Below are 19,311 nucleotides of genomic sequence, written 5' to 3'. Positions count from 1 at the left end.
GTGATCAGCGGCCGAGCACTCGGGCGCGCTGCTGGCGTTGGAAGTCGAGCGCGTCTGCGCGGGCGGTGAAGGCGGCGCGCCAGCCCGACCAGGTCGTCGTCACGCGCTCGGCCGACATCAGGTCGACCCAGCCGGCCGGCCGCACGCCGTCGAGCAGTGCCCATGGCGTGCCGCCGTTCGGTAGCAGCTGGGCGCGCTCGGTCGCCAGGGCGATGAGGTCGGCCTGCTTCAGCTCGCGGGCATGCGCGGCGGACGGCACGTGGATCGCGAAGGCGGTGCGCACCAGGCGCTCGAATCGGTACTCGAAGGCAGCCCAGGGCACGCCGAGCTCGTCCTTCGCGGGCGTGCTGATGTCGTTCGTGAAGGCCTCGTGGGCGTCGTGCATCAGCGCGGCGAACTGGCCGTGCACGTCGAGGTGGAACTCGCGCTCGGCGATCTCGCAGACGAGCAGCGAATGCTCGGCGACGCTGTACGGGCGGCAGGTGGCGCCCGTGAAGCGATTGATGAGGCTGAGGTGGTGGGCGATCGTGCGCAGGGTGATCGCGGAAGGCTCGGGGTCGCGTAGCGACACCTCGGAGCCGGTGGCAGTGGTGATCCAGGTCATGTGCAGGCGTGTTGAAGCACTCCGCTGGCCCGGAAGCCGACGGACGGGCATGGGTTGAAGGGAGACGACGGCCGGGCCGTCAGGCGTCGAAGCTGGGGAAGTGCAGGTGTCGCGCGTCGGGACCACAGGTGCCCTGTCGATCGCGGGTGATCACGACGGACTGCCAGGGCAGCGGCGCGACCGCGGAGGGACAGACGCAAGCCAGGCCATCGGGGCTGCGCTGGCTGTGAATGCACAGCTCGCAGCCGCGGTAGCTGGTGGCGTCCCACGGATGGACGGCAAGCGAAGGCGAAGCGGCGGCGGCAATCACAGGCACCTCGCGCTGCAGCAGCGAAGGGTGGCGAAGCGATGCACGAGCAGGTCGATGACATCGAAACTGTGCGCGGCGACGACCTGCAGCGCGCCGCGCGTGCCATCGCTCAGTGTGTAGCGAGCGATGTACCGGCGGCTCACGATTCGACCTCCGACAACGGATGAACGGCGAACAGCTTCAGCCAGGTCGCGCCGGAGGAAACCAACGCAGCGAGCTGACCCTCGGAGAGGTACACCTCGTCCTGATTGGGGACGCAGATCTGGAAGACGAGAGGGCTGCCGCCCTCGCGCTCACCGAGAACGATCTGCGGCCAGTAGCCGGGGTGGGCGACCAGCTTGATCGAGACCGGCGGCAAGGCTTCCGTCGAGCCTGGCCTGGCGGCGGCGCTCATGCGTAGCTCCCGGCGGACTGGTCGAGGCGTTGGATGTCGCTAATCGCGCAACCAGTGATGTGATGTGCGAGGCGCTGAGCCTCCTCTGCGTTCTTCGCTTGGACCTGTACGAAGGGGAGGACGCCCGATTCGCACAAGGCGGCAAACGCGCCTTCAAGAGGGTGGTAGCTGCAGCGGTAGCTGCGAGTCGATGCTTTCTGCACTTTCGCTCCAGTAGCCGGGAACCGGCGAGTACAGGAAGTGTAGAAAGTCTAACCAAGCAAGTCAAGAGAATGTGTACTTGGCATCATCGCGAGGCCTTCCGGCGACATGCAGCCGGTGTCTTTCACCTCATTGATTAGATGCGCTCGCTCTGCTTGTGCACGACTTCGCCAATGATGTGCACGCCCTCGTGGCAGCGCTTGCGGGGATGCCGATTCTGGTCGGTGTTGTCGCTGTGCAGCCACCAGGAACCTTCGTCCCGGATCAACCGCTTGACGACCAGTTCGCCTTCGTAATTGACGGCGTACACGACCCCATCCTTGGGAGTCGTGCGGTCGGTAGCAATGACGACGGTATCGCCGTCCCACATGCCTGGTTCCATGCTCGGACCCGACACGACGATCGCATAGCACTTCTTCGGATCGAGGCGACGCGACCGGAACCACTCGCGCCGGAAAACTATGGGGTCAGCTTCTTCTTGCAGGTACTCAATAGCAAAGCCGGACACGCCGGCCGAGAGCTTGAATTTCACGCGAGGGATCGAAGGGTAGTCAGGGTTGTCATCGAGGGGAATTGGCCCCGACTCCATACCGTCCTGGCGCTCGTCTAGTGCGCCGTGGTCTGTCGGCCGCGTGTTGCCGACATCGTTCGTTGGAAGGGGGACGCCGGTGAGCGCGGCGATGACCTTCAACTGGGCAAAACTTGGTTCATGCCGGCCGTTCTCCCATGCGGACACGTTGCTCTTCGTGACTCCAAGAGCTTCGCCGAGCTGTTCTTGCGTCAGCTTGCGGTGGTTTCGTGCGGTGCGCACCCAGGCAGGTAGATCCATAGGCGAAATGGTATAGATCATCTTGACATGCGAGGCGAGAAGTTCTTGACTCACAAGTGCAGAAAATCTAGACTGATCGCATGGACCCGAATCCCATCGATCAAGCCGCAGCGATTGTCGGCAGCAAAGCAAGCCTCGCGCACCTTCTCGGCGTGACCCGAGCGGCCGTCGGCCAATGGTCTGATTCTGGCCGGCGCGTACCGGCGGAACACTGTCCCCGGATTGAGGCTGCGACCAAAGGCGCCGTGCGCTGCGAAGACTTGCGCCCTGATGTGCCCTGGCAAGTCCTCCGCTGTGGGCCTCGGGCTACTGGCGACGCTGTTCACGTGTTGGAAGGGGGCGTCAATGCTGTTCAAGCCGCATGACATGAGCCCGGCCGCGACGCTGCTGCCCGGTCCTTCAGTGCTGCGTCGAGCGCTGCCCATAGCTGCCGTGCCGCCGGCACGCCGAGGCACAACGTGGCAGGGGCCTGTGCTCCTGGCGCCCGCATCGTCACCTCCAGCGCTCCCAGCGGCCCGATAGGCGAGGGGATGTCGACGAACTCGACGCTCGCCTGCGCGAACACGGTGCCCCACCGCAACTCTCCTTCCATGCCTCTGCCTCCGATCGTCGCTGCGCCACAGCGCGATCGGGTTCCTTGTCCCACCTGCGCTCACTGGTGCGCAGTATCGGAAACAGGACAGGGCGCATCCATAGCAACCCCCACGGACCCATGCCATGAACGTCCAGACTGCTGCCTTCAACCTCGTACACGACTACCCCGGCGGCGCGACCGCACTCGCACCGCTGCTCGGCAAGAGCGCCTCGACGCTCAGCCATGAGGTCGACCCGAACTACCCGACCGCCAAGATCGGCCTGGCCGACGCGCTCAAACTCACGCTGCTGACGAAAGACCGCGGCATCCTGAACGCCTTTGCGCTCGCGAGCCACTGCATGGTGCTGCCGCTGCCGTCGTGCCCCGATGGCATCGACGACGACACTTTCGCGGGAGTCACGCGCATGGCGCGCGAGTTCGCCGAGGTCATCGGCCAGATCAGCGAGGTGACGGCCGACGGCGCGGTCACCGACAACGAGCTGCGCCGTGTCGAAGGCGAAGCCTCTGAGCTGATGTCTGCGGTGCAGGCCGTGCTCGTCGCCCTGCGCGTTCGCAACGAAGCGGCCAAGCCTCAATCGATGCGGGAGGCACGCTGATGCACACGCAGACCACCTCCGCGCCCAGCCTTGCCATCGACGTGCTGGCCCGCGACACGCTCGAGCGTCTGAGCGAGGGCGACCTCGCGACGGTTCGAGAGTCCGAGTTCATCTTCGCGGCGCTGGCGAAACATCGGGAGCGAACTTCACGCCTGACGTACCTGCCGCTGGGCATCTGCCGCAACTGCGAGGAGCGCTGCGCGCCGGGCGAGACCTACTGCGACGACGACTGCCGCATCGACCACCAGCAACGCGAATGCCGAGCGGCACGACTGCGCGCCTGACCGACCACTGACATGACCCACCGACAAGATGCATTGCGGCCCGCGCGGCTGCAAGGGAAGGGTGTTACCGAATGAGCACCCTTGTGATGGCCGCGTGCTGGCCGCTCGCGATGCCGCCGACGCCGAAAGCGGTCCTGATCAGCCTCGCCGACCAGGCGAACGACCAGGGCGTGTGCTGGCCGAGCATCGACACGATCACCGTGCGCACGTGCTTCGGCGAGCGTGCGGTGCGCAATGCCATTCGCTGGCTGGAGACCGCGGGGTTGGTGAAGGTGGAGATCGGCGCCATGAAGGCGAACCGTTACACCGTGACCCCGCGTGGCAACGGCCGCGAACAGGCGGCGCCTCGACGCACCCCGGCACCAGATGCCCCCGGCAGCAAATGCCCCCCGACTCACCTGACCACCCCGGCACCACGTGCCCCCCGGCACGAGATGCCCCCGGCACCAGATGCCGCCTACCCGGCACGAGGTGCCGCCCAACCGGCACCAGATGCCGGTCACCCCGGCACGTCGTGCCCCCTAACCGTAATAGAACCAATACAAGAAATACACCCCCAACCCCCTGAAGGGGCTGAAGACCCCCGGTCGGATGAAGACGCCGAGGAGAAGGCGTCGAAGCACAAGCCGCTGCTGAGCCTCGCGGCCTTCCTCGCCATCTGCAAAGCCGCCGGGGAGAAGCCCATTCCCGAGGGCGACAAGGTCTTCGAGTACTGCGAAGCCGCCGGCATCGACCGCGACATCCTGTTGCTGCACTGGATGGAGTTCAAGGCCCGGCGCAGCGCCCAGGGCAAGCGGCAGCGCGACTGGCGCCAGACCTTCCGCAACAGCGTCCGCGACAACTGGTACCGCCTCTGGTACCTGACCCCGAACGAGCCCGCCCGACTCACCACCCAAGGCCTGCAGGCGCAGGCCGTGATGAACCGCGAATCGAACCGCCACCAAGGAGCCACCCCATGAGCCGCCGACCCGACGTGATGACCGCCCCCCACAGTGACGAAGCCGAGCATGCCGTGCTGGGCGCGCTGCTGATCGACAACCAGGCCTTCGAGGCGGTCAGCACTGTGCTGAAGCCCGAGCACTTCTACCAGACCGACCACCGGGCGATCTACGAGACCATCACCGAGCTGCTGAAGGCCGGCAAGCTGGCCGATCTGGTGACCGTCCACGAGAAGGGGCACCACGACATGGTGTACCTGAACCAGCTGATGTCGTCGGTCGTCAGCAGCCGGGCGGCGCAGCGCCACGCCGAGCTGCTGGTCGAGCGCTGGCGCGAGCGCGAGGTGATGCGCCTGGGCTCCGTGATGGCCGACGAGGTGCTGCGCGGCGCGCACGGTGCCGATGGCAAGCCGCAACCCGTCGACCAGCTCATCGACCAGATGATCACGAAGCTGATGGCGCTGAACGCGGTGGCCGACCGCAACGAGCCGCGCGACATCAGCGAGCTAGTGGTGGGCTACCTCGACGACCTGCAGCAGCGCTACGACGGCAAAGAAACGACCATCCAGACCGGGCTGAAGGATCTGGACCACTGCACCGCGGGCGGTGGCCGGCCGGGTGAGCTGTGGGTGATCGGCGCCAGGCCGAGCATGGGGAAGACGGCCGCAAGCCTGACGCTCAGCCGCAACGTGGGCCGCAAGCACCAGGTGCTGATGCTGACCCAGGAAGACAGCCTGAACTCGCTGACGGCTCGCCAGGTCGCAGCGGCAGGCCGCGTGAACCTCGCGGACCTGCGCAACCCGCGCAAGGCGCCGCAGAGCATGTGGGAGGGCGTCAGCGAGGGCATCGACGCACTGGGGAAGCTGCACATCGCGATGGACGACCAGGCGGCGCTGAGCATCATGGACGTGCGCCGCAAGATCCAGCAGGTCAAGCGCAGGCGCAAGGCGCTGGACCTCGTGATCATCGACTACCTGCAGCTGATGGAGGGCGACGGCGACAACCGGAACCAGGAGCTGGGGAAGATCGCCAACGGCCTGAAGCGCGCGGCCAAGGAGTTCGGCGTGTGGATCGTGCTGCTGTCGCAGATGAACCGCGAGGCCGACAAGCGATCCGGTCCGCCGCAGATGAGCGACCTGCGCGACAGCGGGGACATCGAGGGCGCGGCCGACCTCATCGGGCTGCTGCACCGCGAGCACCGGCGCAACCCGACCGACGCGAACAAGTTCCACGCCGAGCTGCACGTGGTCAAGCACAAGAACGGCCCGACCGACACGCTGCACTTCACCTTCGACGGCGCCTTCCAGCGCTTCACCGACTGGGAAGGACCGCCGCCGACCAAGAGCCTGAAGGCGCAGCGCGGCGGTGGCCTGGACTGAGGGGAGAACCCATGCTGACGATGAACATCCGCTTCGATGCGGCGCAGATCGCGAAGGCGTTCGGCGAGCTGCAGCAGGAGCACCCGAACGTGATGGCGCAGGCCATCAACGACACGGCGCGCGAGATCAAGGATGCGCAGGTCGCTGAGATGCGCTCGACCTTCGACAACCCGACCGCATTCACGCTGCGGGCGCTGCGCACGACCTTCGCGAACCGGACGAAGCTGCAGGCGGTGGTGTGGCTGAAGGACGGCACGTCGCGGGCGCACTACCTGATCCCGCAGATCGAAGGAGGCAACCGGCCGCTGAAGCGCTTCGAGGAGATCCTGGTGCAGGCCGGGCTGATGCGCAAGAACGAGCGGGCGGTGCCGGGCGCGGCGGCCAAGCTCGATGCCTACGGCAACATGGGGCGCGGGCAGATCGTGCAGATCCTGAGCCAGCTGCAGGCCTTCAACCTCGCGGGGTCGGACGCCAACGCGACTAGCTCGAGGCGCTCGAAGGCAAAGCGCAGCAAGGTCGAGTACTTCGTTGCGCACGGCGGCGAGTCTAGGCAGGGCCGCGGATCGTGGAAGCACGGCGACAAGATGCAGCACCTGCGGCGCGGCGTGTGGGCGCGGTACCGCTTCAGCGCCGGCAGTGCGGTGAAGCCCGTGCTGCTCTTCGTCAACGGCACGCGGTATGGCAAGCGCTTCGACTTCGTGGGCACGGCGCAACGCGTGATCGATGCGCGCTTCAAGTCGCACTACGAGCAGCGCATGCAGAAGCAACTCGCGAAGCTCGGGCTCACGGCGGGAGGGAAGGGCGCATGACGTTCGCACCTCGGTCGGCGCAGGCCTGGACCCCACCCCCCACCCCCCTCATCGGGTCCTCCCGGGAGAGGTCGGTCAAGGGTAATTCGAACCCCGTTCGCACCGTAGTTGCGGGCGTTGCTTAAGGGGGTTATATCCATGGGGGATCTAGCCCTGACGCAATCTCAATCGCTCTCTGCGCCGATGACGCAAGAGCAGTTCGGCGACCTGGTCGGCGTCAGCCAGCCGGTCGTCAGCGAACTGCTCAGCCGCGGGATCCTCAAGGCGGGCCAGCCCGCTTCGGCCTGGCTGCGCGCGTACACCAAACACCTGCGCGAGCTGGCCGCAGGGCGCGGTGCCGACGGCGAGCTGGCGCGCGAGCGTGCACGGCTCGCCAGAGAACAGGCCGACCGCGTCGCGATGGACAACGCAGTGAACCGCCGCGAGCTGGCGCCGATCGCGGTGCTGGAACTGGTGCTCGCCAAGATGGCCGGCGACGTGGGCAGCTTGCTGCAGGGCCTGGTGCCGCGCGTGCGCCGCCGCGTCGAGCTGCCCACCGAGGCGCTGCGCATCTTCGAGGAGGAGGTCAGCAAGGCGCGCAACCGCGCGGCCGCGCTGAGCCTTGCAGATGCCGAAGACGAACCCGATGAGGAGGAAGACGTTTGACCCAACCACTTGAGGTGATCGAGATCAATCGCCCTGTCACCCTGGCCGACCTCGGCACCGAGCAGCGAGACGAGATCAACGCGGCACTGCGCCGCGGTCTGCGCCCGCTCGAAGCTCCGCCGCCGATGCGCTTGTCGCAGTGGATGGCCGAGCACTTCTACCTGTCGGAGGAAAGCAGCTACGAGCAGGGCCGCTGGGAGGCCTATCCGTACCAGATCGCGATCGCCGACTGCATCGGCCACGACGAGATCAACCACGTCACCTGGCGCAAGTCCGCGCGCACCGGCTACACGAAGATCTTCTTGGCGGCCGTCGGCTACTTCGCCGAGCACAAGCGCCGCAACCAGGCGGTGTACCAGCCGACCGACGAGGACCGTGACGACTTTGTCACCACCGAGCTGGAGCCGATGCTGCGCGACGTGCGGGTGATGCGTCGCGTGTTCCCGAAGTTCAACCGCAAGTCCAAAGAGAACACGATCAAGAAGAAGCGCTTCCTCGGCTGCTTGCTGCACCTGCGCGGCGGCAAGGCCGCGAAGAACTATCGCCGGATCACCGTTGACTGCGTCTACTACGACGAGACCGACGGCTTCGACCGCGACATCGAGAAGGAGGGCAGTCCTTTCCGTCTCGGCGACAAGCGCATCGAGGGCGCTACGTTCCCAAAGTCGGTCGCCGGCAGTACGCCGAAGCTGAAGGGTTTCAGCCTGATCGAGGACCGCGAGAGCCAGGCCGACGTGCGCTTCCAGTACTTCATTCGCTGCCCGCACTGCGACGATGAGCACACGCTCGACTGGGGCGGCAAGGAAGCGCGGCACGGCATGAAGTGGACCGACGGCGATCCGGAGACAGTCGGCCACGTCTGCCCGCACTGCGGCGTGTGCATCACCCAGGCCGAGTACCTGGCAGCTTGGAAGGGCCGCTGGAAATCCGCCGAGGGCCTTTGGATCGACGAGCGCGATCCGGTCCAGCTGCGCTTCCGCAACGCAGCGGACGAGGAGATCGCACCACCCCGGCATGTCGCGTTCTTCAGCTGGACCGCGTACAGCCCTCAGGCGACCTGGGTCAGCATCGTGCGCGACTGGCTGACGGCCGCGAAGAAGGCGCAGGCCGGCGACGACAGCGACCTGAAGACCTTCATCAACACCACCCGCGGCGAGACTTACGAGCAGGAGCTGGAGAAGACGGACGCCAGCCAGCTCGCGCTGCGCGGCAAACACGGCCATCCGCTGCGCATCGTGCCGCGCGGTGCCGTGAAGCTCGCGATCGGTGTGGACGTGCAGGGCGACCGCTGGGAACTGGTCGTGTGGGGCTTCGGTCGCGGGGAGGAGATGTGGGTGGTGGATGACCTGGTCATCTACGGCAACCCGGCCGACCAGCGCGAGTGGGATCTGAAGCTGGATCCGGCGATCAAGGCGACCTACCGGCACGTGTGCGGCGTCGAGATGTCGGCCGACGCGGTGGCGATAGACACGGGTGGCCACTACACGCACCAGTGCTATGTGTTCGTCCGCAACCGGCCGAACCAGAACCTCTACGCCGTGAAGGGCGAGACGCGGCTGGGCCGACCGATCAAGAGTGCGAGCGTCCTGGTCGACGTAAACGAACGCGGCAAGACGATCCGCAAGGGCGTGCGGCTGTGGCACGTCGGCACCGATACCGCGAAGGACTTGCTCTACGGCCGCCTGCAGGTGAGCCAGCCCGGACCGGGCTACGTTCACTTCGCGCGCGAGCTGACGGCCGAGTTCTACGACCAGCTCACGGCCGAGAGCCGGATGCTGGTGAAGAGCGGTCGCGGGGAGGAGCACCGGTGGCTGAAGCCGGCGGGCAAGCGCAACGAGAAGCTGGACTGCACGGTCTACGCGCTGTTCTGCGCGCAGATGCTGGGCCTGCACACGCTCAGCGACAAGCTGTGGGCGCGGCTCGAAGCCGGCCTGGAGCCCGACCTTTTCGCGCCGATGCCTTCGGCAATCGACACAGCGATGCCAACTGTGCAGGCGTCTGCACCGATCGAAACTCGGGCCCCACCGCCCCCAGCAGCACGGCCTCTCGTACCCCAACTCACGTCATCCCCCATCGCCAGCAACGCATGGAGCAGCCGCCTTTGAATCACACCCCTTCCCATTTGAAGTCTCCACAGAAACCCATTCACCGCGTTCCTCTTGTAGGGCAAATGTCGGACATCCTTCGCGATCGCCTCGCCGTGCAGGATCCGTGGGCGACTGCGATGGCGGAGGCGATCGTTCAAGGCTTGAGCGCAAAGTTCGGCGGTGCACTCGTCTACGTCCCTCGCCCGGATCGCAAATCGCGCGACGAGCGCATCCGCTTGATGTTCAATGGAGCGAACCTCCAGCAGGTATGTGACCAGTTCGGGCTGTCGCAAAGGCAGGTCTACAGGATCTGTCGACGCCGAAAGTGAAGGGGGCATAGGCGCTGAAGATTCGACGCCTGAAAATTTTGCCGCTTTGGTGTCTACAAATGGCACAAGGTTTCCAAGACGATGACGGCATGCACAAAGCACCCGTCATCGCATGAGCACCATTCCTTGGTACAGCATCCATCGCCGACCGGCAATCTCCGCACGTGCCGCCGCTGAAGTTCAGCACGCCGAGATCTGGATCTACGGCGACATCGGTGAATCCTGGTACGGCGACAGCATCGCCGCGAAAGATTTCGTCCAGACCGTCGCCGCGCTCGACGCCGAGACGATCACCGTCCGGCTGAACAGCTACGGCGGTTCCGTCAGCGATGGCATCGCGATCTACAACGCGCTGAAGCGCCACCCGGCCACGATCACTGTTTCCGTTGACGGCATCGCCGCGTCGATCGCGAGCCTGATTGCGATGGCGGGCGACCGCATCGAGATCGCCGAGAACGCGATGCTGATGATCCACGCCCCGTGGGGCAGCATGGCCGGCAACGCCGTCGAGCTGCGCGAGTACGCCGACATGCTCGACAAGTGGTCTCAGGCGATGGCCGCCAGCTACGCGAGCAAGACCGGCCGCAGCCTCGACGAGGTGATGGCCTGGCTGACCGACGGCAAGGACCACTGGTTCACCGCAGGCCAGGCCGTCGACGAGAAGCTCGCCGACGCCACCACCGCCGCGCTACCCATCAGCGCGAGCGCCAGCCGCTTCACCTGGGCGGCAGCCCGCGGCGCTTCTGTGCCTGCTCCATCCGCTGTTCGCCCCGCTGCTCACACCCCCTCGATTTCTTCGTCTCAGGAGACCGCTTTGCCGACTTCGACCGTTCCCACCCAAACCACCACCCCGATGCCGACCGATGCAGTCGCCCAGCAGGAAGCCGTGCAGGCTGCAGTGCGCGCCGAGAACCAGCGCCAGTCGTCGATCCGAGCGGCCTTCCAGCCGTACATGAACGACACCGACGCGCCGACCGTGCTCAATGCCGCGCTGGCCGACATGAATTGCACCGTGGTGCAGGCGAAGGCCCGGCTGCTCGATGCGATGGCACGCGGCGCCGAGCCTGTCACCGGCGGCTACCTGGTCACCGTCGAGGACGAGACCGACAAGCGCAGGGCGGGCATGGCGGCCGCGCTGGAGATCCGCGCCGGCCTCGTCAAGAACGACGGCAGCAATCCCTGGCGCGGCCACAGCCTGGTGGAGATGGCGCGTGCCTGCCTGCAGGCGAACGGAGTCAAGCACGCCGGCACCGACCGCATGAGCCTGATCGCGCTCGCCTTCACGCATGGCTCGGGCGACTTCCCGCTGCTGCTCGCCAACATTGCGCAGAAGGCGATGCTGAAGGGCTACGACGAGGCCGAGGAAACCTTCCAGCTGTGGACCACCAAGGGGACGCTGCCGGACTTCAAGCCGATGCAGATGGTGGACATCGGCAGCTTCCCGGCGCTGCGCCAGGTCGCCGAGGGCGGCGAGTACAAGTACATCACCATCGGTGAGCGCGCAGAGACGCGCGTGCTGGCGACGTACGGTGACATCTTCAAGATCACACGCCAGGCGGTGATCAATGACGACCTGGACGCCTTCACCCGCATCCCGCGCAAGATGGGCCGCGCCGCGGTCCGCACGGTGGGCAACCTGGCCTATGCGGTGCTGACCGGCAACGCGCCGATGGCGGATGGCAAGGCGCTCTTCCATGCGGACCACGGCAATGTCGCCGAAGGCACCGCGATCACCACGGCGGCCGTCGACGCGATGCGCGTTGCGATGGCGCGGCAAAAGGACATCGGTCAGACCAGCGGCTCGCTGAACATCCGCATGGCGAAGCTGCTGGTGCCGATCTCGCTGCAGGGCACGGCCAACGTGGTGCGCGACAGCGAGTTCGAGGTCGGCGCCGGCACCAAGAACAACACCGTGCCCAACAGCGTGCGTGGCACCTTCGAGGTGATCGCCGATGCCCGCCTCGACGACAACTCGACCAGCAAGTGGTACGGCGTCGCCGATCAGTCCATGCATGACGTGGTGACCGTCGACTACCTGGACGGCAACGAAGCCCCGACGATGGAACAGCAGCAAGGCTGGAACGTCGACGGCGTCGAGTTCAAGGTCCGGCTCGATGCCAGCGCCAAGGCGCTCGACTGGAAAACCATGCAGCGCAACGGCTGATCACCACGAGTCACCGAACTTGGGCGAAGGCTCCGCAGAGGGCCGCCCATCACGTCTCGACCCAGGCTCCTGCTCCTACCCATCCGAATTTTCATCACGCACCATGAAGAACTACGTCCAACACGGCAAGTCACTCACCCACACGCCCGTCGCCGCGGTGGCGTCTGGCGGCGTCGCCAAGATCGGCAGCCGCATCGGCATCGCAATCTCCAACGTTGCTGCCGGTGCACCTGGCACGTTCACCGTAGAAGGTGTCCACCGACTGCCGAAGCTCGTGGGCGATGCCATCGGCCAGGGCGACACCGTGCGATGGGACCACCTGCAAGGCGTCATCACGACAGCCACGGTCGGCGCGGGCAACGCGGCGATCGCTGCTGCTGGTTTCGCGGTCACAGCCGCCGCTGCTGCCGAGACCTTCATCGACATCAAGATCAACGCCTGACCCGGATGCCGCCGATGCTCGACAACATCTTCACGCGCAAGCTGGCAGTGCTGTACGCCCGCGTCGGCCGCGACGCGCAGTTCACGCCGGCCGGTGGCGACGCGCAACCGGTGCGGGTGCTGCTCGACGAGCCGGGCAGCACCGGCCTGGACGGCATGCAGGCGCGCGCCGAGCCGACTATCCGTATGCAGAGCGCGGACGCGCCGAACGGCGTCCACCGTGGCGACCGCTTCACCGTGGCCGGCAAGACCTGGGCGGCGCGCGAGGCCGGCGTGCCGGTGCTCGACGGCACCGAGTTGCAGGTCGAGCTGAAGGCGGTGCAGACATGAGCATCCAGGTCAACACCACCCACGAGCGCATCCTGCAGCGCATTGACCAGGCACTCCAGGCGCTCCAGGCCGCCGGCACCGATGCCGCCGTCCGCGTGCACCGCGGCCGCGTCGATGCCTTCGGCGCCGACGAGTTGCCCGCCATCAACATCCGCCGCTCCACCGGCCAGGCCGAAGCCTTCGCGGACATGGTCTCGCGCGGCCTGATGGAGTTTGAGCTGGACTTCCATGTGCGCGGCGACGACTGGGAGACGGCCGCTGATCGACTGCACCTGCAGGCGCACCGCGCCATCGCCGTCGACGCCGGCCTGAACACGCTCGGCCGGGGCCTGCGCTGCACGCGCACCGAGCCGCGCGCCGAGGGCGGCGACGAGACGATCGGCCGGCTTACCGCGACGTACCAGGTGCAGGCGCTGACGCGCGGCAGCGACCTCGCGCTCGTCTCCTGACGCAAAACCAACCCCACATCCAAAGACCTCACGGAACCCCATGATCAACTTCGGAACCGGCAAGATCATCGCGATCCCCACGTACGACTCGCTGGGCAGGCTGCTGCTGAACCCGACGCCCGTGCGGCTCGGCACGATGCAGGACATCTCCGTCGACATCGATGTCGACCTCAAGACGCTGTACGGCTCCAAGCGCTTCCCGATCTCGGTCGGGCAGGGCAAGGGCAAGATCGAGATCAAGGCGAAGTACGCCGAGATCAACGGCGCGATCCTGGGCAGCCTGCAGTTCGGCAAGACGGCGCAGGCCGGCGTGCGTGCCGCCGTCTTCGACTTCGTCGTCAAGGTGCCTGCCGCGGAGGGCGGCAGCCAGGCCGCCGTGCAGTTCACCGTCGAGCCGCCGCAGGGCGCCACCTTCGTGACCGACTTGGGCGTGCTCGATGCCGCCACGATGGAGTCACTGGAGCGCGCCGCGGTGACCGAAGGCCAGGCGCCGGCCGCCAGCCAGTACACCGTCGTGGACGGCACCTATCGCGTGGCCCCGTCGCCTCGTGAGCGCACGCTGCTGGTCAGCTACGAGTACCGCGCCGAGGGAGCCAACGCCAAGGGCCAGATCTTCCAGCTCACCAACGACGTGATGGGCCCCACGCCGGCCTTCTCTCTGCTGCTGCAGAACAGCTTCGACGGCAAGAACCTGGTGATGAAGTTCAACCGGGCGGTGAGCAGCAAGGTCAGCCTGCCGCTGAAGAACGACGACTACGCGGTCTACGACCTGAGCGCGCAGGCCTTCGCCGACGCGGCCGACGAGATCGGCTACCTCTGCCTGTTCTGACCCACCACGCGAAGGATCCCGAAACATGAACGACACCATCATCCTGGGCGAGCAGACGATCGAGGTCGCACCCATCCCGCTGGGCCGGCTGAAGAAGCTGCTGCCCGCCTTCAACCGCGCCGGCATGGCCTTCAAGAACGGCCGCCTGGATGAAGTCGTCTTCGACGACATCGTGCTGGTGCTGTCGGCCGGCACCGGCCTCACGGTCACCGAGGTCGAGGAGCTGCCGGCGACCATCGAGCAGCTGAGCGCGGCGCTCGAAGTCGTCGCCAAGGTTGCGGGCCTAGAGACCAAGGTCACCGGGCTGGGGGAAGCCGGGGCGTCTCTGGCAGCCATGCCGGGGACGCAGGCGCCGACCCTTGGAGCGAGCTCTACGCCTGGCTGATCACGGCAACCGGCTGGACCTGGGACCACATCGACGAACGCGTCACGCTCCCCCAGGTCACCGCGCTGGCCGCGTTCTGGCGGCACACACCGCCGGCCGCGTTGCAGTTGCGCCGCATCGCACTCGCGATCGGCATCAAGCCCGAGCGGTCCGCCGCGCCGGCCGCCGGGGATCCCGAACACGCAGCCGACCACGCGATGGAGCAGGCCCGAAGCATCGGCATGGCCGTCGCCCACGGTCGGCCCGATGACCCGATGTTGGCCTTCCTCGACCTCTGACCTGAACCATCTGAACCACGCATGACCGATCCCCGCGCCAAAGTCGTCGTCGACGGCGATGTCACTCCGCTCCGCCAGGCCCTGCGTGCCGGCCTGCAGAACGTCCAGCAGTTCGGCGACGACGCCTCGACCGGGCTCGGCAAGGTCAACGGACCGCTGGAGTCGATCCGAGGCAAGTTCGTCGCCCTCACTGCGGTGCTGGGCGGCGGCGCGCTCTTCAGCAAGGCGATCGAGCAGACCGCCAAGTTCCAGGAGGAGAGCATCCAGTTGGGCAAGGCGCTCGGCGTGTCGGCCACCGGTGCGAGCACCTGGATCGCCGCGCTGGAGGATGTCGGCGCGACCACCGAGCAAATGCAGACAGCCGGCAAGGGTCTGCTGAAGCACCTGAACGAAGACGAGGGTGCGCTCAACAAACTCGGCCTGGTCACGCGCGATACCCATGGCGCGCTGCGCCCGTTCAACGACCTGATGCTGGACGCCATCAAGCTGACTGGCGAGTACAAGGAAGGCACCGACCGCAACGTCGCAGCCTCACAGATCTTCGGCAAGGGGGTCGACGCCAGCTCCGCACTCCTCAAACTCAACGGCGACACGGTGCGCGAGAACGCCGAGCTGATGGAAGAGCTCGGCCTGCTGGTCGGCCAGGAACAGGTCGACGCGTACAACGCCTTCGACAGCGCGGGCGACAAGGCCGCGCTCGTCATGAAGGGCTTCGCCCACACGATCGGCAACGTGCTGATGCCGGTGGTGACCAAGCTCGCCGAGTGGTTCGTCGCGGTCGGGCCGACGGCCATCACCGTGACCCGCGGCGCGATCGGCGGGCTGACGGCGGTGTTCTGGGGCCTCAAGAACGCGGTGGTCATCGTGTGGGAGGTGCTCAACGGCCTGGTGGTGACGGTTGCCGAGCCGCTGCGTGCGCTCGGCGCCGGGCTGTACAAGCTGATGACCGGCGACCTGAAGGGCGCGCAGGACGAGCTGATGGGCTGGCCGGCGCGGATCGGCGAAGCCTGGAGCAAGGCATGGGACAACATCGTCGCGTCCAGTAGCGAGTCGCGCGACCGGCTGTCGGCGATCTTCAACCCCGACCAGACCGAGGCCGCACCGTCGGGCGGCGGCACGCGCAGCGCGACGCTCAAGGGCAAGGGCGATAAGGAGAAGGACGGTGCCGGGTCATACATGAGCTACTACGAGGCCATGCTCGCCGAGGAGAAGCGGGTGCAGTCGGTGCTGACCGAAGGGCGTGAGTACACGAAGGAAGAGGAACTCGCGTACTGGCGCTGGCTGACCGACAACCTCACGATGACCACGGCCGACCAGGTCGCGATCCAACGCAAGGCGGCGCAGCTCGAGGTGAGCATCGCCCGCGAGACCCGCCAGCAGCGCGACGCGATTGACCAGGACGGCATGCGCACGGCTGAGCAGCTCGCGCTCGGCGAGATCGAGCTCGAGCGCACGGCGGCGAAGGCGGCGCTCGACGCCGAGGAGATCACGAAGGCCCAGCTCGCGCAGCTGGAGGTCGAGTTCGAGGACCGCCGCTACGTCGTGCAGGCGTCTGCACTGCAGCAGCGCCTGCAGCTGCTGAGCGCGGATCCGACCGTCAACCCGGTCGAGCTGGCGCGGATCAAGAACGAGCTGCTGCTGGTCGAGCAGCAGCACGAACAGCAGCGGCTGCAGGTGCTGTCGGCCGCCAACACCGCGTTGCGGGAACAGGGCGCCAATGCCTTCGGTGGCTCGGGCTTCTTCAGCGGCATCGGCGACAGCTTCGGAACCGCGCTGGACGGCCTGCTGGAGAAGACCAGCACCTGGGGCCAGGCGCTGGGCACGATCTTCGGCGGCGTGAAGGAAGCGTTCCTGCGCAACGTCGTGACGGAACCCGCCTCGCAGTGGATCGCCAGCCAGGCACGCATGCTGGCGATGAAGCTTGGGTTCCTGACGCAGGAGAAGGGCATGCAGGCGGCGGCCTCGGCGACGAACGTCGCGGTGAAGTCGGCCGAGGCCACGGCCGTTGTCGGCGCGAATGCGGCCGAGGCGGGGTCGGGCGCCGCGGCGTCGCAGGCCTCCATCCCTGTCGTCGGGCCGGTGCTCGCGATTGCGGCGATGGCGGCCATCTTCGCGGCGGTGTCCGGGATGGGCAAGGGCATCAAGAGCGCCTCGGGCGGCTACGACATCCCCAGCGGCCTGAACCCGATCACGCAGCTCCACGAGGAAGAGATGGTGCTGCCGAAGCAGCACGCCAACGTGATCCGCCAGCTCGCCGGGCAGGGCGACAGCAGCGGCAGCGGCGAGCCTGGCCCCTCGTTCGAACTGCGCGGCGTGACGGCCGGCGAGTTCTTCATGGCCTCGAAGCGCGACCTGGCAGCGGTGCTGAAGGCACTGCGCCGTGACTTCTCGTTCAACTGAGGGAACAGGATGAGCCTCGACATCTTCCCGACGCTGCCCGGCCTGAAGTGGGGCAGCACTCGTGTGCCGATGCACCGCACCAGCGTTCGCGAGACGCCGAGTGGTCGCGAGTTCCGCACCCGCTACTTCAGCTTCCCGCGCTGGCGCTACAAGCTCGCCTACGAGGTGCTGCGCGAGACCGACGGCCTGGCCGAACTGAAGACGTTGGTGGGCTTCTTCAACGCGCGCGGCGGCGCGGCGCAGCGCTTCCTGTACCTCGATCCCGACGATTGCTCGGTCGTCGACCAGCGCCTGGGCACCGGCGACGGTGCCATCCGCAAGTTCCAGCTCGTGCGCACGTGGGGCGGCGTGGTCGAGCCGGTGTATGCCGCGGCGGATGACGCGCAGGTGCTTCTCGGCGGCGCGCTCGCCGACCCTAGCACCTACGACATCGGTCCGAGCGGCGTGCTGAGCTTCGGCGTACCGGTGGCGATGGGCCTGCCGGTGACGTGGACCGGGCACTTCTACTGGCGCGTGCGCTTCAAGCAGGACGAGACCGAGGTCTCGCAGTTCCTGCAGCAGCTGTGGGAAGCGCGCAGCGTCGAGCTGATCACGGTGAAGCCCTGAGGTCGCGCCGATGAGAACGCCGTCTTGGGAGATGTCACCTGGTGCGCTGGCCGAGCTGATGAACACCGAGCTCGAGCTCGGCTGCATCGACCTGTACACCTTCACGCTGCCGGGCGGCCTGGTGCTGCGCTGGACGAGCGCCGACCAGGCCATCACGGTCAACGGTACGACCTGGTCGCTCGGACCGGGCCTGCGTCGCAGCCGCACGCGGCTGAGCGTGGGCATCGAGGTCGACAGCGTGGAGGTGACGGTGTTCGAGCTGCCGGCGAACCTGGACAGCGAGGAGCGGGCGATGCAGCTCAACGGCACCCCGCTGCTGGCCTACATCGCCCGCGGCGGCTTCGAGCATGCGCGGCTGGAGCTGCAGCGCGCCTTCCTGCCCGCGGCGGACATGGCGAGCCTGAACCCGCCGATCGCCGGTACGCTGGTGTGGTTCACCGGCCGGGTCGCGACGACCCAGGGCGACCGCACGCAGCAGCAGCTCACCGTGAAGAGCGACACCGAGCAGCTCGACGTGATGGTGCCGGCCGAGGTCTACCAGCCCGGCTGCTCGAACACGCTCTACGACGCGGCCTGCGGCGTGAACCGCGATGCGAAGACCGTGAACGGCGTCGCCAACACCGGCAGCGACGCCACGCGCACGCGCTTCGGGCACGGACTCGGCCAGGCGGCCGGGTACTTCGACCTCGGCGTCGTGCGCTTCCTCACCGGCCTCAACGCGGGGCAGGCGCGCACGGTCAAGCGCCACACGTCCAGCGGGGGCTCCGCGGGCAACGAGATGACCGTGCTGCAGCCGTTCCCGTTCCCGATCGCGCCGGGCGACACCTTCGCGATCTACCCGGGCTGCGACAAGACGCAGGCTACCTGCAAAGCCAAGTTCAACAACGTGATCCGCTTCCGAGGCAAGCCGTACGTGCCGGCCGCTGAAACGGTCATGTGAGCCCCATGACCCACCACGAAGAAATGCAACGCGAAGCCGTGATCCAGGAGGCCCTGACCTGGCTGGGAACGCCGTACCACCACCACGGCCGCCTGAAGGGCGTGGGAGTCGACTGCGGGCAGAGCCTGTGCGCGATCTACGAAGCGGCCGGCGTGACGGCGCCGATCGACCCGGGCACCTACAGCACGGCTTGGCACCTGCACCGCAGCGAAGAGCTGTACGTGCAGTGGCTCGAGCGCGTCGGCGCCGTGCGCACCGAGACTCCATCGGCGGGCGACGTCGCCCTGTTCCGCTTCGGCCGCACGTTCAGCCATGGCGGCGTACTGGTCGACCGGCACACGGTGCTGCATGCCTACGTCGGCCAGGCGGTGATCCTGACGCGCCTCGACGAAGCGCCTCTCGCGGGCCGCCCGGTGCAGTTCTGGACGCTGTGGCCACAGGCAACTGCTGGCGTGCAGGCGCCTGCACACGTTGCGATGGAGGCCTGAC

General features: G+C 67.1%; 25 protein-coding genes. 20 read left to right on the top strand and 5 right to left on the bottom strand.

Annotated features, from left to right (window positions below):
• Window positions 1-4: 4 nt before the first annotated feature.
• From FHT26_RS27485 to FHT26_RS27465, 5 genes are all read right to left on the bottom strand, one after another.
• Complete coding sequence (locus FHT26_RS27485; protein WP_168563270.1) at window positions 5-604, bottom strand: HD domain-containing protein; 600 nt, start codon at window positions 602-604, stop codon at window positions 5-7.
• Between the two features lie 79 nt (window positions 605-683).
• Entirely contained in the window at window positions 684-914 is a 231-nt protein-coding gene (locus FHT26_RS27480; RefSeq protein WP_168563269.1) for a hypothetical protein, read from the bottom strand.
• On the bottom strand, window positions 911-1,057 hold the full coding sequence (locus FHT26_RS27475) for a hypothetical protein (RefSeq protein WP_168563268.1): 147 nt from the start codon (window positions 1,055-1,057) through the stop codon (window positions 911-913). Before FHT26_RS27475 ends, FHT26_RS27480 begins: the two co-directional genes overlap by 4 nt.
• Window positions 1,054-1,308 carry a hypothetical protein gene (locus tag FHT26_RS27470; protein WP_168563267.1) on the bottom strand — a complete coding sequence of 85 codons (255 nt, stop codon included), beginning with the start codon at window positions 1,306-1,308 and terminating at the stop codon, window positions 1,054-1,056. The genes FHT26_RS27475 and FHT26_RS27470 overlap by 4 nt, the downstream gene beginning before the upstream one ends.
• A gap of 337 nt (window positions 1,309-1,645) precedes the next feature.
• Window positions 1,646-2,359: an XRE family transcriptional regulator gene (locus tag FHT26_RS27465; RefSeq protein ID WP_168563266.1), complete on the bottom strand. Its 714-nt coding sequence runs from the start codon at window positions 2,357-2,359 to the stop codon at window positions 1,646-1,648.
• A gap of 59 nt (window positions 2,360-2,418) precedes the next feature.
• Here FHT26_RS27465 and FHT26_RS27460 point away from each other — a divergent pair, with 59 nt between their 5' ends.
• The 20 genes from FHT26_RS27460 (at window position 2,419) to FHT26_RS27365 (ending at window position 19,310) form a co-directional block, all read left to right on the top strand.
• Window positions 2,419-2,703: a transcriptional regulator gene (locus tag FHT26_RS27460; protein ID WP_168563265.1), complete on the top strand. Its 285-nt coding sequence runs from the start codon at window positions 2,419-2,421 to the stop codon at window positions 2,701-2,703.
• 352 nt (window positions 2,704-3,055) lie between these two features.
• The gene (locus FHT26_RS27455; RefSeq protein ID WP_168563264.1) at window positions 3,056-3,529 is read left to right on the top strand and encodes a phage regulatory CII family protein; all 474 of its coding nucleotides are present in this window, start codon (window positions 3,056-3,058) and stop codon (window positions 3,527-3,529) included.
• Window positions 3,529-3,813, top strand: a complete 285-nt coding sequence (locus tag FHT26_RS27450) for a hypothetical protein (protein ID WP_168563263.1) — start codon at window positions 3,529-3,531, stop codon at window positions 3,811-3,813. Before FHT26_RS27455 ends, FHT26_RS27450 begins: the two co-directional genes overlap by 1 nt.
• A 71-nt stretch (window positions 3,814-3,884) precedes the next feature.
• A complete protein-coding gene (locus FHT26_RS27445) occupies window positions 3,885-4,772 on the top strand; it encodes a helix-turn-helix domain-containing protein (RefSeq protein ID WP_168563262.1) in 888 nt (295 codons plus the stop codon).
• Window positions 4,769-6,130 (top strand): replicative DNA helicase, encoded by a 1,362-nt coding sequence (locus tag FHT26_RS27440; RefSeq protein WP_168563261.1) that lies wholly within the window; start codon window positions 4,769-4,771, stop codon window positions 6,128-6,130. The genes FHT26_RS27445 and FHT26_RS27440 overlap by 4 nt, the downstream gene beginning before the upstream one ends.
• An 11-nt stretch (window positions 6,131-6,141) precedes the next feature.
• Window positions 6,142-6,939 (top strand): hypothetical protein, encoded by a 798-nt coding sequence (locus tag FHT26_RS27435; protein WP_168563260.1) that lies wholly within the window; start codon window positions 6,142-6,144, stop codon window positions 6,937-6,939.
• Between the two features lie 183 nt (window positions 6,940-7,122).
• On the top strand, window positions 7,123-7,584 hold the full coding sequence (locus FHT26_RS27430) for a terminase small subunit (protein ID WP_168563259.1): 462 nt from the start codon (window positions 7,123-7,125) through the stop codon (window positions 7,582-7,584).
• Complete coding sequence (locus FHT26_RS27425; RefSeq protein WP_168563258.1) at window positions 7,581-9,689, top strand: phage terminase large subunit family protein; 2,109 nt, start codon at window positions 7,581-7,583, stop codon at window positions 9,687-9,689. The genes FHT26_RS27430 and FHT26_RS27425 overlap by 4 nt, the downstream gene beginning before the upstream one ends.
• Window positions 9,690-9,754: 65 nt before the next feature.
• Window positions 9,755-10,000: a Mor transcription activator family protein gene (locus FHT26_RS27420; RefSeq protein WP_168563257.1), complete on the top strand. Its 246-nt coding sequence runs from the start codon at window positions 9,755-9,757 to the stop codon at window positions 9,998-10,000.
• Between the two features lie 112 nt (window positions 10,001-10,112).
• A complete protein-coding gene (locus FHT26_RS27415) occupies window positions 10,113-12,164 on the top strand; it encodes a ClpP-like prohead protease/major capsid protein fusion protein (protein ID WP_168563256.1) in 2,052 nt (683 codons plus the stop codon).
• A gap of 103 nt (window positions 12,165-12,267) precedes the next feature.
• Window positions 12,268-12,606 (top strand): DUF2190 family protein, encoded by a 339-nt coding sequence (locus FHT26_RS27410; RefSeq protein ID WP_168563255.1) that lies wholly within the window; start codon window positions 12,268-12,270, stop codon window positions 12,604-12,606.
• A gap of 14 nt (window positions 12,607-12,620) precedes the next feature.
• Window positions 12,621-12,935: a head-tail joining protein gene (locus tag FHT26_RS27405; RefSeq protein ID WP_168563254.1), complete on the top strand. Its 315-nt coding sequence runs from the start codon at window positions 12,621-12,623 to the stop codon at window positions 12,933-12,935.
• Window positions 12,932-13,384: a hypothetical protein gene (locus FHT26_RS27400; RefSeq protein WP_168563253.1), complete on the top strand. Its 453-nt coding sequence runs from the start codon at window positions 12,932-12,934 to the stop codon at window positions 13,382-13,384. Before FHT26_RS27405 ends, FHT26_RS27400 begins: the two co-directional genes overlap by 4 nt.
• 40 nt (window positions 13,385-13,424) lie before the next feature.
• On the top strand, window positions 13,425-14,213 hold the full coding sequence (locus FHT26_RS27395) for a major tail protein (protein WP_168563252.1): 789 nt from the start codon (window positions 13,425-13,427) through the stop codon (window positions 14,211-14,213).
• Window positions 14,214-14,238: 25 nt separating this feature from the next.
• The gene (locus tag FHT26_RS27390) at window positions 14,239-14,598 is read left to right on the top strand and encodes a hypothetical protein (protein WP_168563251.1); all 360 of its coding nucleotides are present in this window, start codon (window positions 14,239-14,241) and stop codon (window positions 14,596-14,598) included.
• 101 nt (window positions 14,599-14,699) lie between these two features.
• Entirely contained in the window at window positions 14,700-14,876 is a 177-nt protein-coding gene (locus FHT26_RS27385; protein WP_168563250.1) for a hypothetical protein, read from the top strand.
• Window positions 14,877-14,897: 21 nt separating this feature from the next.
• The gene (locus FHT26_RS27380) at window positions 14,898-17,276 is read left to right on the top strand and encodes a phage tail tape measure protein (RefSeq protein WP_168563249.1); all 2,379 of its coding nucleotides are present in this window, start codon (window positions 14,898-14,900) and stop codon (window positions 17,274-17,276) included.
• A gap of 9 nt (window positions 17,277-17,285) precedes the next feature.
• A complete protein-coding gene (locus FHT26_RS27375) occupies window positions 17,286-17,882 on the top strand; it encodes a DUF2460 domain-containing protein (protein WP_168563248.1) in 597 nt (198 codons plus the stop codon).
• Window positions 17,883-17,892: 10 nt separating this feature from the next.
• Complete coding sequence (locus FHT26_RS27370) at window positions 17,893-18,822, top strand: DUF2163 domain-containing protein (RefSeq protein WP_168563247.1); 930 nt, start codon at window positions 17,893-17,895, stop codon at window positions 18,820-18,822.
• Between the two features lie 5 nt (window positions 18,823-18,827).
• Complete coding sequence (locus FHT26_RS27365) at window positions 18,828-19,310, top strand: NlpC/P60 family protein (protein ID WP_168563246.1); 483 nt, start codon at window positions 18,828-18,830, stop codon at window positions 19,308-19,310.
• Window position 19,311: the final 1 nt, after the last annotated feature.

The sequence above is a fragment of the Rhizobacter sp. SG703 genome (assembly GCF_012275445.1).
Taxonomy (GTDB): Bacteria; Pseudomonadota; Gammaproteobacteria; order Burkholderiales; family Burkholderiaceae_C; genus Rhizobacter.
The sequence above is the reverse complement of the archived record's forward strand: the minus strand, read 5'-3'. Positions and strand labels throughout refer to the sequence as shown.

Coding starts and splice junctions, on each gene's coding strand:
- FHT26_RS27485 (WP_168563270.1), bottom strand. CDS start 604: ATGACCTGGATCACCACTGCCACCGGCTCCGAGGTGTCGCTACGCGAC.
- FHT26_RS27470 (WP_168563267.1), bottom strand. CDS start 1,308: ATGAGCGCCGCCGCCAGGCCAGGCTCGACGGAAGCCTTGCCGCCGGTC.
- FHT26_RS27465 (WP_168563266.1), bottom strand. CDS start 2,359: ATGATCTATACCATTTCGCCTATGGATCTACCTGCCTGGGTGCGCACC.
- FHT26_RS27460 (WP_168563265.1), top strand. CDS start 2,419: ATGGACCCGAATCCCATCGATCAAGCCGCAGCGATTGTCGGCAGCAAA.
- FHT26_RS27455 (WP_168563264.1), top strand. CDS start 3,056: ATGAACGTCCAGACTGCTGCCTTCAACCTCGTACACGACTACCCCGGC.
- FHT26_RS27450 (WP_168563263.1), top strand. CDS start 3,529: ATGCACACGCAGACCACCTCCGCGCCCAGCCTTGCCATCGACGTGCTG.
- FHT26_RS27445 (WP_168563262.1), top strand. CDS start 3,885: ATGAGCACCCTTGTGATGGCCGCGTGCTGGCCGCTCGCGATGCCGCCG.
- FHT26_RS27440 (WP_168563261.1), top strand. CDS start 4,769: ATGAGCCGCCGACCCGACGTGATGACCGCCCCCCACAGTGACGAAGCC.
- FHT26_RS27435 (WP_168563260.1), top strand. CDS start 6,142: ATGCTGACGATGAACATCCGCTTCGATGCGGCGCAGATCGCGAAGGCG.
- FHT26_RS27430 (WP_168563259.1), top strand. CDS start 7,123: ATGACGCAAGAGCAGTTCGGCGACCTGGTCGGCGTCAGCCAGCCGGTC.
- FHT26_RS27420 (WP_168563257.1), top strand. CDS start 9,755: ATGTCGGACATCCTTCGCGATCGCCTCGCCGTGCAGGATCCGTGGGCG.
- FHT26_RS27415 (WP_168563256.1), top strand. CDS start 10,113: ATGAGCACCATTCCTTGGTACAGCATCCATCGCCGACCGGCAATCTCC.
- FHT26_RS27410 (WP_168563255.1), top strand. CDS start 12,268: ATGAAGAACTACGTCCAACACGGCAAGTCACTCACCCACACGCCCGTC.
- FHT26_RS27405 (WP_168563254.1), top strand. CDS start 12,621: ATGCTCGACAACATCTTCACGCGCAAGCTGGCAGTGCTGTACGCCCGC.
- FHT26_RS27400 (WP_168563253.1), top strand. CDS start 12,932: ATGAGCATCCAGGTCAACACCACCCACGAGCGCATCCTGCAGCGCATT.
- FHT26_RS27395 (WP_168563252.1), top strand. CDS start 13,425: ATGATCAACTTCGGAACCGGCAAGATCATCGCGATCCCCACGTACGAC.
- FHT26_RS27390 (WP_168563251.1), top strand. CDS start 14,239: ATGAACGACACCATCATCCTGGGCGAGCAGACGATCGAGGTCGCACCC.
- FHT26_RS27380 (WP_168563249.1), top strand. CDS start 14,898: ATGACCGATCCCCGCGCCAAAGTCGTCGTCGACGGCGATGTCACTCCG.
- FHT26_RS27375 (WP_168563248.1), top strand. CDS start 17,286: ATGAGCCTCGACATCTTCCCGACGCTGCCCGGCCTGAAGTGGGGCAGC.
- FHT26_RS27370 (WP_168563247.1), top strand. CDS start 17,893: ATGAGAACGCCGTCTTGGGAGATGTCACCTGGTGCGCTGGCCGAGCTG.
- FHT26_RS27365 (WP_168563246.1), top strand. CDS start 18,828: ATGACCCACCACGAAGAAATGCAACGCGAAGCCGTGATCCAGGAGGCC.